The organism is Streptococcus raffinosi (assembly GCF_030284685.1).
Lineage (GTDB): Bacteria > Bacillota > Bacilli > Lactobacillales > Streptococcaceae > Streptococcus > Streptococcus raffinosi.
In genome coordinates this window covers 45,309-57,634 of the sequence record NZ_JASUZV010000005.1, presented here as the reverse complement: position 1 = coordinate 57,634, position 12,326 = coordinate 45,309, and the positions used below count along the sequence as shown (strand labels likewise).

At 40.2% G+C, this 12,326-nt stretch carries 11 protein-coding genes; 8 read left to right on the top strand and 3 right to left on the bottom strand.

Annotated elements, in window-relative coordinates:
• Positions 1-50: 50 nt before the first annotated feature.
• Positions 51-1,133 carry a DEAD/DEAH box helicase gene (locus QRD39_RS04530; protein ID WP_285955800.1) on the bottom strand — a complete coding sequence of 361 codons (1,083 nt, stop codon included), beginning with the start codon at positions 1,131-1,133 and terminating at the stop codon, positions 51-53.
• A 91-nt stretch (positions 1,134-1,224) separates the two neighbouring features.
• Here QRD39_RS04530 and udk point away from each other — a divergent pair, with 91 nt between their 5' ends.
• The 6 genes from udk to mprF all read left to right on the top strand — a co-directional run bounded on the left by udk (position 1,225) and on the right by mprF (position 8,135).
• On the top strand, positions 1,225-1,860 hold the full coding sequence (gene udk / locus QRD39_RS04525) for a uridine kinase (RefSeq protein ID WP_002888889.1): 636 nt from the start codon (positions 1,225-1,227) through the stop codon (positions 1,858-1,860).
• A 36-nt stretch (positions 1,861-1,896) separates the two neighbouring features.
• Entirely contained in the window at positions 1,897-3,816 is a 1,920-nt protein-coding gene (locus QRD39_RS04520) for an ABC-F family ATP-binding cassette domain-containing protein (protein ID WP_285955799.1), read from the top strand.
• Positions 3,817-3,905: 89 nt separating this feature from the next.
• Positions 3,906-4,166, top strand: coding sequence for a YiaA/YiaB family inner membrane protein (locus tag QRD39_RS04515; protein ID WP_143568146.1), 261 nt, complete (start codon positions 3,906-3,908; stop codon positions 4,164-4,166).
• A 70-nt stretch (positions 4,167-4,236) separates the two neighbouring features.
• Complete coding sequence (locus tag QRD39_RS04510) at positions 4,237-4,476, top strand: hypothetical protein (protein ID WP_021145608.1); 240 nt, start codon at positions 4,237-4,239, stop codon at positions 4,474-4,476.
• A gap of 387 nt (positions 4,477-4,863) precedes the next feature.
• Positions 4,864-5,583, top strand: coding sequence for an alpha/beta fold hydrolase (locus QRD39_RS04505; protein WP_285955798.1), 720 nt, complete (start codon positions 4,864-4,866; stop codon positions 5,581-5,583).
• Entirely contained in the window at positions 5,580-8,135 is a 2,556-nt protein-coding gene (gene mprF, locus QRD39_RS04500) for a bifunctional lysylphosphatidylglycerol flippase/synthetase MprF (RefSeq protein WP_285955797.1), read from the top strand. Before QRD39_RS04505 ends, mprF begins: the two co-directional genes overlap by 4 nt.
• Positions 8,136-8,191: 56 nt before the next feature.
• Here the strand turns inward: mprF and gatD are convergent, their stop codons facing one another.
• Positions 8,192-8,980, bottom strand: a complete 789-nt coding sequence (gene gatD, locus QRD39_RS04495) for a lipid II isoglutaminyl synthase subunit GatD (RefSeq protein ID WP_008534320.1) — start codon at positions 8,978-8,980, stop codon at positions 8,192-8,194.
• Positions 8,980-10,323: a lipid II isoglutaminyl synthase subunit MurT gene (gene murT, locus QRD39_RS04490; protein WP_037608795.1), complete on the bottom strand. Its 1,344-nt coding sequence runs from the start codon at positions 10,321-10,323 to the stop codon at positions 8,980-8,982. Before murT ends, gatD begins: the two co-directional genes overlap by 1 nt.
• Before the next feature lie 101 nt (positions 10,324-10,424).
• Between murT and cdaA the strand changes: the two genes are divergently transcribed.
• Positions 10,425-11,276: a diadenylate cyclase CdaA gene (cdaA, locus tag QRD39_RS04485; RefSeq protein WP_021152019.1), complete on the top strand. Its 852-nt coding sequence runs from the start codon at positions 10,425-10,427 to the stop codon at positions 11,274-11,276.
• Complete coding sequence (locus QRD39_RS04480; protein WP_008534322.1) at positions 11,273-12,238, top strand: CdaR family protein; 966 nt, start codon at positions 11,273-11,275, stop codon at positions 12,236-12,238. The genes cdaA and QRD39_RS04480 overlap by 4 nt, the downstream gene beginning before the upstream one ends.
• The last annotated feature ends 88 nt before the right edge of the window (positions 12,239-12,326 follow it).

The following is a 12,326-nucleotide window of genomic DNA, read 5'->3' as shown; positions in this document are numbered from 1 at the left end:
ATGTGTTAAAAAGCACTTCAGCGTTTGAACTGAAGTGCTTTTGTCATGCCTTATTTTTCGTGAAGTTCTTGGTTTTTAAGAATCAATTCTGAAACTTTGGCGAATTTTTTTAGTTTTTTGAGGTCTTCTGGATGGGTTACTAAGCTGATGACACTACCTTCATTTCCCATACGACCAGTACGTCCTGCACGGTGAGTGTAGGCTTCCCGATTTCGAGGAATATCGAAGTTGATGACCACTTCAAGATTTTCAATATCGATTCCTCGTGCCAATAAATCAGTTCCTAGTAAAAGTGAAATCTCATGATTTTTGAATTTTTCCAAGATTACCTTACGGAATTTAACGTTAGTGTCACTTGCAAGTGATACTGCTGAAGCTCCATTAAATTGAAGGCGTTCTTCAGTAGCGCCAAGGTCAGAAAGACTGTTGAAAAAGACAAGGCCACGGAAGTCAGGAATATTGGAAAACTTACGGAGAAGTTCGACACGATGACGTTTATCAACACTGATATAATAATGTTTAATGGTGTCAAGTTTTTGGTCAGACAAGTCATAAACAATAGTATTTTCCACAAGATCTTGATCGTCAATTTTGTTAGTCGCTGAAATGTAGACCATTTGATGGTCACGAGGGACATGGTGGCTGATTTTTGTTACGAAATGGTATTGGCTATCACTAAGAAGCTCATCAAATTCATCAAGGACGATGGTGTTGACGTTCATCATCTTGATTTTTTTGAGTTTAATCAGTTCGAAGACACGACCAGGGGTTCCGATAAGAATTTCTGGTCCTTTCTTCAGACGTTCAATCTGGCGTTTTTGACTAGAACCAGAAAGGAAGAGTTGAGCAGTGAGCCCTAGTGGCTCAGCCCATTGTTTGGTCACATCAAAAATTTGTCCAGCAAGCTCAGAATTGGGTGCTAGGATAAGCAATTGCTGAGCTTTTTTTGGCTTTAGAGAAAGGAGAATTGGGAGGAGGTAGGCCAGAGTCTTACCTGTTCCAGTTGGGCTGATACCCAAAACATTGTCCCCTTCTGTGATTGGTGCAAAGAGTTCTTTTTGAATGGCAGTTTCTGCTGTGATTCCTTTTTCTCTAAGGAGGTCTTGCCATTGTTCAGGAAAGTTTGTAAACATAAAAGTCTCATTTTCTATATGGATTTGCTTTTATTATATCATGATTTAGTGTAGAATAGATGAGAAAGACTCTATTAGATAGGAATTTACCATGCCTAAAAAACCGATTATTATTGGGGTTACGGGTGGCTCTGGTGGTGGTAAGACCAGTGTTTCTCGTGCCATTTTATCCAATTTTCCAGATGAAAAAATTGCCATGATTGAACATGACTCGTACTATAAGGATCAGTCTCATTTGACTTTTGAGGAGCGTGTGTCAACTAACTATGACCATCCCTTTGCCTTTGATACAGATCTCATGATTGAACATATCAATGAGTTGATTGCTGGGCGTCCGGTGGATATTCCGATTTATGATTATACGCAACACACTCGTAGTGCCAAGACTTATCGTCAGGAGCCTCAGGATGTTTTCATCGTTGAAGGGATTCTAGTACTTGAGGATAAACGCTTGCGTGATTTGATGGATATCAAGCTCTTTGTAGATACTGATGATGACATTCGTATTATTCGCCGTATCAAGCGTGATATGGAAGAACGTGGTCGTAGCTTAGATAGTATTATTGATCAATATATCAGTGTGGTTAAACCCATGTACCACCAGTTTATCGAGCCTACGAAACGTTATGCGGATGTGGTCATTCCTGAAGGTGTCACAAATACTGTTGCTATCGATTTGATTAATACTAAGGTAGCAAGCATCTTGAAAGAAAGTAAGGAAGCCTAAGCAAGAGCTTGGCTTTTTTGGTATAATTAAAATGTTATGATTATTTTACAAGGAAACAAAATAGAGCGCTCTTTTTCAGGAGATGTGCTCTTTGATAATATTAATATTCAGGTGGATGAGCGAGATCGTATTGCCCTTGTTGGACGTAACGGTGCTGGGAAATCAACCTTATTGAAAATCCTAGTTGGAGAGGAAGCGCCGACAAGTGGTGAGATTAATACGAAACGTGATTTGAACCTGTCTTACCTAGCTCAGGATAGTCGTTTTGAGTCTAGCAATACCATTTACGCTGAAATGTTAAATGTTTTTGCAGGTCTTCGTGCAGATGAAGAACGTCTGCGTGACATGGAAATGAAGATGGCTGAGTTGACTGGGGCAGACTTAGACAAGCTAATGACCGACTATGACCGACTTTCCGAGGATTTTAGACAGCGTGGTGGTTTTACTTACGAATCTGATATTAGAGCTATTCTCAATGGTTTTAAATTTGACGAAAGCATGTGGGAGATGCCTATTTCAGAACTTTCTGGGGGGCAGAATACCCGTTTGGCTTTGGCAAAAATGCTTCTTGAGAAGCCTGAGCTCTTGGTACTAGATGAACCGACCAACCACTTGGATATCGAAACCATTGCCTGGTTGGAGAATTACCTGGTCAATTATCAGGGTGCCCTAATCATTGTTAGTCACGACCGTTATTTTTTGGATAAGGTAGCGACGGTAACCCTAGATTTGACCAAACATAGCTTGGATCGTTATGTCGGAAACTATTCAACATTCATGGATCTCAAGGCTGAAAAGTTGGCTACTGAAGCCAAGAACTTTGAAAAGCAACAAAAAGAAATTGCTAAGCTAGAGGATTTTGTTAATCGTAATATTGTCCGTGCCTCTACAACTAAGCGTGCTCAAGCTCGTCGCAAGCAGCTAGAGAAAATGGAACGCCTGGATAAGCCAACGGAAGGTCAGAAATCGGCCAATATGACTTTCCATGCGGATAAGGTCTCTGGGAATGTGGTCTTGACAGTTAGGGATGTTGCCATTGGTTACGACGATGAGATTCTCTCAGAGCCTATTTCTCTAGATGTTAAGAAGATGGATGCTATTGCTATTGTGGGGCCTAATGGTATCGGAAAAACGACCTTTATCAAGTCGGTAGTGGGGCAATTGCCTTTTATTAAGGGAACATCAACCTATGGTGCCAATGTTGAAGTTGGCTACTATGATCAGACTCAATCTGCTTTAACACCATCAAATACTGTTCTTGATGAGTTGTGGAATGATTTTGCGACAACTCCTGAAGTTGAGATTCGTAACCGTCTGGGAGCTTTTCTCTTTTCAGGTGATGATGTTAAAAAGTCGGTTTCGATGCTCTCTGGTGGTGAGAAGGCTCGTCTGCTCCTAGCCAAACTATCAATGGAAAACAATAACTTCTTGATTCTGGATGAACCGACCAACCACTTGGACATTGATAGCAAGGAAGTTTTGGAAAATGCCCTTATTGACTTTGATGGAACGCTTCTCTTTGTCAGCCATGACCGTTACTTTATCAATCGTGTGGCAACAAAAGTGATGGAAATTTCTGAGGATGGGGCAACCATTTATCTTGGGGATTATGATTATTATCTTGAGAAGAAGTCTGAGCTTGAAGAGTTGGCACGACTTGAGGCGGAAGAAAATCAAGGACAAGAAGGGGTTCAAGTAGCTTCGGCAGGTGCTAATGATTATCAAGCTCAAAAAGCCAATCAGAAAGAGATGCGTAAACTAAGCCGACGCATTGAGCAAATTGAAAACGAGCTAGAGACCATTGAAGAACGCTTGGAGGAAATCTCTGCTGCCATGCTTGAAACAAATGAAGTAGCGGAATTATCTGACTTGCAGAAAGAGTTGGATGAGTTATCAGTTACCCAAGAAGCTCTGATGGAAGAGTGGAGCGACTTATCAGAACAGTTGGAAGGTTAAGGAAATATGAGAGCCTTTTCATGTTTTGAGTTGTGAAAGGTTTACATTGTTGATATAACAGTCTTAGTATATAAAAGGAGACTAGCTTTATGAACAAAGTAAAGAAAAAAGTGTACCGTAACACAACATCTTTCAATATGATGGCTTGGGGATCATTTGCCTTCTTCGTTATTTTGATGTTAATTGGCCTTTACACCCTTAAAGAGCCTTTGATGGTTAAGGGTTACTACCTTATGGGATGTGTTGGTTTGATCTCATCATCATTTACAGTATCTAAGGTTGTCCGTGATAACCAAGAAGATGAAGAAAACTATAACAAACTCATTGCCCAACAAACTTTCGAACAGTAAGAGGAGAAGTCTGAAAAGGCTTTTTCTTTTTGAATAGTGCCATTTAATTATTTACCCAAATAATCAAAAAGTGTCTTTAGTAAATATAGATGATTATAATAAAAACCATCTTGCATATGAAATTGATTTTCATGATTATAAAAATTTTTATATTTTAGATACTCAAAATCATCAAATTTCTGAGAAAACAAAATATGATAATGAAGAGAATACCGTAGTAACCACTGCTTCTTATACAGAAGATATGAATACAGCAATTGATTTTACATTTGATTTTGGTGAAGGTGGTAGTTATTTAATGCATGCATAGAATACAAGAAATACAAATAATTTCTTCGTAAAACAATCGAAGAAAGCTAGACGAGACTTCCTGTTGTGAGAAAAGTGGCTGAATCATTTTAGAACCAGCCACTCGGAATTTTTGAGACTTTAGGCTCAAAAATTAGTCATGGAACTTCGAAGAAGGTCGCTGACGTCCGTACTCACTTAAGGGAAGTCTCAAAAAGATTTTATTTAAAGAAGCCTGAAAAGGCTTTTTCTTTTTTGCAGAAAATGCACAAATATTCTGACTCTTACCTAAGGGAAGTGTTATAATGGAATGAGAGGGTCTGAGCACCTTGTTTTATGGTATCGGACCTTATGCCTTATAAGACTAATCATCGTATAAGAATATGGTAGTGAAAAGGTAGGTAATATTATGGAATTCAAAGTTAAAGATGGTCAAATCATCTATTATCGTGATCTTGGTAAGGGTTTTCCAATTGTCTTTTTGCATGGCAATAATTTGTCTGGAAACTACTTTGCTAAGCAAGGAATTCTATATCGAGACTATCGATTAATTTTTATTGATAGTCGTAATCACGGTAGATCCAGTCGTCAGAGTGTTAAGATGACCTTTGAACAGATGGCTGCCGATTTGGAGGAAATTTTGCAATTTTTAAATATCAAAAAGGCCTTGTTTGTTGGTCACAGTGATGGGGCCAATCTAGCTATGGTTTATGCTAGTCGCTTTCCTAACCGGATTGCGGGTCTCTTACTAAATGCGGGTAACATGACCTTTAATGGCTTGACCAGACGTTCTAGGTTCTTGGTTCATTTACAATATCTTTGTTTGAAGGCCTTATCGCCATTTTCAGCTAAAATGGATATTATGGCAAAAGTAACAGGTCTCATGTTGCATGATTTACCCTTGGATAGGGAGCAATTACACAAGGCACCCTATCCTGTTTGGGTGGTTATGGGGCAAAGGGATGTTATTAGTTTTAGGCATTCCAAAGAGATTTCGGAACTCTTTCCGATTCATAAGCTGTATGTTGAGCGTCGGCAAGGACACCGTTTATCTCAACGAAAATACAAGGTCTTTAATCAAATGATTCGTGATTTAGTGAGAATTAGTCGAAAAGAGGTGGTGGCATGAAGAGTCTTTTGGAGAGATTACAACCTTTAAAAACAGCAATCAAATCCATCTTCTTTATTTCAATTACGGTTCTTGTCGTTATTGAACTGGTCCGGTTGAAGCGAACCATTACATTAGAGTCGTTAGAATCGGCTCTGTCAGGCTTGTCTATTTGGCACCTTATTCTCATGATTATAATTGGGTTAGTCGCCGTACTCCCCATGTTGTTTTATGATTTAATCCTGAATAAGGAGTTAGAGACGGATTATTCCAAACCCTATATTTTAGAGACGAGTTGGGCGGTGAATACGATTAATAACCTGGCTGGTTTTGCTGGTTTGGTTGATGTCGGTTTACGGTATTCTTTCTATTCTGAGGATGGGCAGGAAAAGACGGGTGTTAAAGCACTGTCGCGTTTATTGCCTTACTTTATGTCGGGATTGTCACTCTTGAGTGGCTTGGTATTTGTTAGTTTTTGGTTTCTTCCTCTGAGTCCAGATTTAAGAAAGTATTGGCTGCTTTTGTTAGGGATTTTCCTTTATTTGCCCTTTATTTTCTTTATTTCCAGTCGGGAAAAGTTGGCCTATTTTGGGCAGGTACCTTTGAAAACGAGGCTAAGTCTGCTTTTGGCTTCTACAGCTGAGTGGGGAACTGCTCTTGGGAGCTTTGTCAGTGTCGCCTATTTGATGGGATTACATGTTCATCTTTACAATCTGATTCCGCTCTACCTACTAGCTGTTATCATTGGTATTTTCTCAATGATTCCAGGAGGGATTGGTAGTTTTGATCTTATTGTCATTACTGGTTTGACATCCATGGGTGTTAGTAATGCCATGGCGGTTAGCTTGCTCTTACTTTATCGTTTGACTTACTATGTCATTCCATTCTTGCTGGGAGTTGTCTTCTTTTTCAAACACATGGGAGGACGTATTAACGATAAGTACTTTAGGGTTTCTTCACGGGTATTTGCAGGGAGCCTATACCGTTTCTTGGTCTATCTCTTGCGTTTTTTGGGAATCTTCTTGATTTTGTCAGCTTTAATTCCAGATCGGTTGGCTTATGTCTATTTGATTAACCGCTTTGATCCAATTCAGGAACAGTTGATTTGGCAGTTCCCAAGTATTTTATTTGGAACCCTCTTTATTTTCATGGCCCGTCTCATTAAGCGTCGGGTTAAGGGAGCATTTCCTGCCTCTTTATTAACCTTTGTCTTAGCCTTGATTTATGTCAATCTTAATGGCATTTCTTGGGCCATGACCTTCTTGATTTCACTTTCTTTGGTGATTGTGCTAATTATCAGAAAGAAATTGATCCATCGTTATTTTGTGTATAGCTGGGAAGATAAGACTAAAGATTTCCTCTTTCTTGCCTTTACTATTTTGGTTCTCCTTGTTTTAGGGGGAAATGGCTTCTGGTCTCATCTCTTGCCACCGAAGAGCCGTGATGTTCTTGGACATTTTATCCATATCTGGTTTAATATTTTATTGGCAGCTGTCATCATTGCAACCATTGTTTGGGGGCTCTTGAAAATTTTGGCACCTCGTAAGACTTTCGGTCAAAAAATGGATGATGAACGTTTTACAGCTCTTTTGTCAAAATATGGAGGTGCATCAGAAAGTGCTTTGGCTTACCTACATGACAAACACCTCTTTTGGTATCGTGTTGATGGACAGGACCAGGTAGTTTTCCAATTCGCCCAAACCAGTAACAAGTGCGTGGTTATGGGAAATCCGATTGGGAATGAAGATTATTATCGACCAGCCTGGGAAGCCTTTCTAAGCGCTTTATCTGATTGGAATCTGCAAGCCCTATTTTATGAGGCAGATGAAAGCATTACCCTCATGCTTCATGACTATGGATTTGACTTCATGAAGTTTGGGGAAAATGCTATGGTTGACTTGACGACGTTTTCGGTTGAAGGAAAGCATGGTAAGAAATTCCGTAAACCGACTAATCGCGTGGAAAAAGCTGGTTTCCAATTTAAATTGCTTCAACCGCCATTTTCAGAGACTCAAATGCAGGAAATGAGAGCTGTCTCAGATGTTTGGCTTAACGGTCGTAAGGAGAAAGGTTTCTCTCTTGGTTTCTTCGATGAAGCCTATCTGCAACAAGCGCCGATTGCCATTGTTGAGAGTGAAGAGGGCGAAATTGTTGCCTTTGCCAATATCATGCCAACCAAAAATAAACGAGTGGCCACGATTGACCTCATGCGATATGACTTTGAAAAGGCACCTGAAGGCATTATGGACTACCTCTTTGTCAAACTCTTCCAATACTTCCAAGCAGAAGGCAAGCAGTACTTTGATATGGGAATGGCTCCCCTAGCCAACGTCGGTACTGAAGAAGATAGTTTCTTAGAAGAAAAGGTTGCCAATCTGGTTTATGTTTTTGCACAGCGTTTTTACTCTTTCAGTGGCCTCCAACGTTATAAGGAAAAATTCTCTCCAATCTGGTCTCCAAAATATATTGTCTATCCAAAAAGAACCTGGCTCTTGTTTGATATGATTGCTATTCTAAGGATAGATAATCGTAAAATTGAAGACAGAATGAAGAAAAGACGTCTTTGGAAATAGAGATAACATGAAAATAGCGAAGCCAATCGGCTTCGCTATTTTGCTATGTAGAAGACTTACTTTTCGAATTCTGCTTTTGATTTAGTATCTGCATACTCTTCAGCTACCTCGCTTGAGAGAATGTCATCATAACTTGGCAGTGAAATGTCCTGGCCATACTTGTTACGAAGAGCAGTAGTTACCAGTCGGTAGGCGAGGTTGGCATTACGAGAAAGAATTGGGCCGTGGAAGTAGCTACCATAAACATTCTTGTAGTGAACACCCTCGGAACCATCTTCCTTGTTGTTACCATTACCGTAGACCACCTTTCCAAGTGGTTTCTCGTCATCCGAAAGGAAGGTACGTCCTTGGTGATTTTCAAAGCCATAATAGGTTTCATCGAATTCTTCGTTATGAATCTTGATGTCACCGATGTAACGGTTATTTTCTTGATTGAGGGTGTAGTGGCCCATGACACCAATGCCGTCAATGCGAACCCCGTTAGCTTGGATGTAATATTGTCCAAGAAGTTGGAAACCACCGCAGATGGCTAGGATGACCTTATTATCTTGGATGAATTGATCAATAGCGTCACGTTTAGATGGTAGGTCTTTGGCAACGATGGATTGTTCGTAGTCTTGACCACCTCCAAAGAAGACCATGTCGTAGTGATCTTTGTCAAAGTCGTCCCCAACAGAAACGATGTCGAAGGTCATTTTAGCACCAAGTTTTTCCCCCACATATTTGATCATAAGGACATTCCCATTGTCCCCATAGGTATTGAGCAGATTACCATAAAGGTGGGCAACATTTAGGTCGTAGGTGTAGTCACGATTTTCTGGAGATTTGAGAGAAGTATAGGTCATTAGTTCATCTCCTTTCCGACAGCATGACGTTGGGCAAGAATGTCACGAAATTCAAGCATGGCAGTATAGGTAGCTAGGATATAGGCATGGTCGCAATCTTGCTTTTCAATCAAGGCCATAATATCTTCGAGCTTTTCTGCTTGCGTAATCTTGTCCTCTGGGTAGCCAGTCACACGAAGACGGCGGGCAATTTCAGAGTGACGGACACCACCAGCATTAATCTCAGGAATATCCATGTCGAGAATGCTTTCAAAGTTGGCATCCCAAATCCAGCTAGTATCAATACCGTCAGCATAGTTGGCGTTAAGAAGAACTGACAAGCTAAATGGATAATCTGCAAGCTTAATCATTTCGAGAGCTTGGCTAGCGCCAACTGGATTCTTAATGAGTACGAGGGTACATGATTTGTTGCCAATCTTAAAGGTTTCTTGGCGTCCAAAGACAGCACGGCTTTTATTAAACCCAGCCTTGATTTTTTCAGGAGCCACACCGAAGAATTCAGCAACAGAAACCGCAGCAAGGGCATTGTAGATGTTGTAGAGACCACCGACATTAATCTTGTAGTCTTGTCCATCAATGACAAATTCAGAAGTCGTGTTAGTGATTTTAGTCAACTTCGTTAGCTTATAATCTAATTCTGGACGGTGGAAATCGCAGTTAGGGCAGGTGTAGTCACCCAAGTTAGCGTAAGTATTGAGGCGATACTGAAGAATACGCTCACACTTAGGACAGACAATGCCTTCAGTATTATAATGGGCCAGCTCTGGCGCATGCTTTTCAGTATCAAAACCATAGAAACGTACGGGATTGATCACTTCTTTAGAGTTGAAGAGGGGACTGTCCCCATTAGCCAAAATAGTAGCCTTGGGTGCCTTGGCGGCACCATCTAAAATCATCTGATAAGTAGTATAGATTTCACCGTAGCGGTCCATTTGGTCACGGAAAATATTTGTGAAGACAAATAGACTTGGGGTGATGTACTCTGTGATTTTTGGTAGGCTGGCTTCGTCAATCTCCAAGACAGCGATTTTCTTACCTGATTTAGCTCTTTTAGCGGTTAGGAAAGTAGAAGTAATCCCTGTGATCATGTTGGCTCCACTAGGATTGGTCACAATGTCACCAAAAGCTTCTTTTAAGATTCCAACTGTCAAAGCTGTTGTTAGAGTCTTTCCGTTGGTTCCTGTAACAACGACGATTTCATAATCTTTGGCCAGTGTGTCTAAAATGTTTTTGTCAAATTTAAGGGCGATTTTTCCTGGGAGGGTTGAGCCACGTCCTAATTTGGAGAGGACAAAGTGGCTAGTCTTTCCTGCCAAGATACCCATGGTAGTTTTTATAGTCATGAATTTATTTTATCACAAAAAGTAGTGATTGTAGTCTCAAAATAGTTTGAATTCGTGGTATAATAGGAACTGTTTAAAAATTAAAAGAAAGTGTGATATGTATGGGTATACTGTCGTCCATTGATATTGATTTTTGGCGGTCACTCTTTGATAGTCCGTTGAAAGTTATCGTCAATAGTTTGGACATATTGATTGTTGCTTTTTTAATTTACCGCTTTATTAGGGCCCTGAGGGGAACCAAAATCATGACCCTAGTTCAAGGGGTAGTCTTATTTATTTTTGTAAAATTTATTTCTGATTTTATAGGCTTTACAACGATTTCTTATTTGATGAATCAGGTCATCAACTATGGTGCCATTGCGGCGGTTGTAATCTTTGCTCCAGAGCTTCGTTCAGCACTGGAAACCTTTGGACGTACGCCCCAGCATTTTTTGCAAAATAAAGAAGTGAGTTCGGATGAGAAATTGGTTCAAGCTTTTGTTAAAGCCGCTAAGTACATGAGCCCTCGTAAGATTGGAGCCCTCGTCTCTATTGAACAGACGCAAACTCTGCAAGAACAAATTGTGACAGGAATTCCTCTTGATGCAGTTGTAACAGGGGAACTGTTGATTAATATTTTTATCCCTAATACACCGCTTCATGATGGGGCAGTTATCATCAGAGATAATAAGGTTGCGACGGCTTGTTCTTATCTACCGCTTTCGGAATCTAATAAAATTTCTAAGGAATTCGGAACACGTCACAGAGCCGCTATTGGTCTTTCAGAGCAAACAGATGCTCTTACTTTTGTCGTATCTGAAGAAACAGGTGCGATTTCCATTGCTTATAAGGGCAATTTCTTGCATGGACTGTCCATTCAAGAGTTTGAGCAAGAGTTGAGTCTTATTTTGTTGAAAGAGCAAGAACCTCGTCAGTCATTCTTCCAACGTTGGATGGGAGGTAGCAAAAAATGAAACGCATTGTCCGTGTATTAAAAAATGATCGTTGGTGGCAAATACTAGTTGCGCTCTTCTTTGCGGTTACGCTATTCGTCACGGCTTGGTCTGGTAATACGCAAAATAAAAGTAATAGCTCAAGTGCTTCGAATACCTTCACGCAAACAGTAGAATCTGTTCCTGTAGATATTAAGTACGACAGTGATAATTACTTTATCAGTGGTTATTCTTATGACGCTGAGGTTTATTTGACAGCGACTACTCAGTTAGCTTTGACGACTGAAGCAACAAGCGATACGCGCCATTTTAAGTTAGTTGCAGATTTGTCAAATCTTGGCCAAGGGACAAGTCGGGTTCCTATTCAGGTTAAGAATTTACCAGCTGGAATGTCTGCCCAAGTATCGCCATCGACCTTGACAGCAACCATTGGTAAAAAAGCTAGCAAGACATTTGATGTGGTTGCAAATATCACACCAGATAAGTTGGCTAATGGCTACGAAGTAAAAAAGGTTAGCTTGGATGAAACCAAGGTAGAGGTGACATCAAGTGAAGATATCATCAATCAAATTGACCACGTTCAAGCAGTTTTGGAAGGCGGTGCCAACTTGTCTGATGATTATGATGGCAACTTATTGTTGCAAGCTGTTTCAGCTAATGGGACAGTCTTGGCTAGCTCGATTTCTCCAGCTAAGGTTCATGCCAAAATTACTTTGAGAAAATTGAGCAAATCTGTCCCTGTTAAGGTAGAGTTGACTGGAGATAAGGCTAGCAATGTGTCTAGTATCAGTTATAGTTTTGATCGAGGCCATGTGACCATTGTTGGTAGTCAGGAAGCTATGGATAAGATTGATAGCATCACTGTTCCAGTAGATATTAGTCATGTGACCAAGGATACTACACAAACGCTCAAGCTTTCAGCTGATGGTGTGACAGTGCAACCAAATACGGTTAAAGTTAATTTGAAGGTCACCCAAAAATAGAGAATGGCCATTTTCCAAGTTTATGTAAAATAGACAAAATGGAGAAGGCTTAATCTGGTAAAATTGGCGCAATAGCCAAAAAGTTATA

Bases quoted from the DNA above. Each gene is read 5' to 3' on its own strand.
- QRD39_RS04530 (WP_285955800.1), bottom strand. From the start codon at position 1,133: ATGTTTACAAACTTTCCTGAACAATGGCAAGACCTCCTTAGAGAAAAA.
- udk (WP_002888889.1), top strand. From the start codon at position 1,225: ATGCCTAAAAAACCGATTATTATTGGGGTTACGGGTGGCTCTGGTGGT.
- QRD39_RS04520 (WP_285955799.1), top strand. From the start codon at position 1,897: ATGATTATTTTACAAGGAAACAAAATAGAGCGCTCTTTTTCAGGAGAT.
- QRD39_RS04515 (WP_143568146.1), top strand. From the start codon at position 3,906: ATGAACAAAGTAAAGAAAAAAGTGTACCGTAACACAACATCTTTCAAT.
- QRD39_RS04505 (WP_285955798.1), top strand. From the start codon at position 4,864: ATGGAATTCAAAGTTAAAGATGGTCAAATCATCTATTATCGTGATCTT.
- mprF (WP_285955797.1), top strand. From the start codon at position 5,580: ATGAAGAGTCTTTTGGAGAGATTACAACCTTTAAAAACAGCAATCAAA.
- gatD (WP_008534320.1), bottom strand. From the start codon at position 8,980: ATGACCTATACTTCTCTCAAATCTCCAGAAAATCGTGACTACACCTAC.
- murT (WP_037608795.1), bottom strand. From the start codon at position 10,323: ATGACTATAAAAACTACCATGGGTATCTTGGCAGGAAAGACTAGCCAC.
- cdaA (WP_021152019.1), top strand. From the start codon at position 10,425: ATGGGTATACTGTCGTCCATTGATATTGATTTTTGGCGGTCACTCTTT.
- QRD39_RS04480 (WP_008534322.1), top strand. From the start codon at position 11,273: ATGAAACGCATTGTCCGTGTATTAAAAAATGATCGTTGGTGGCAAATA.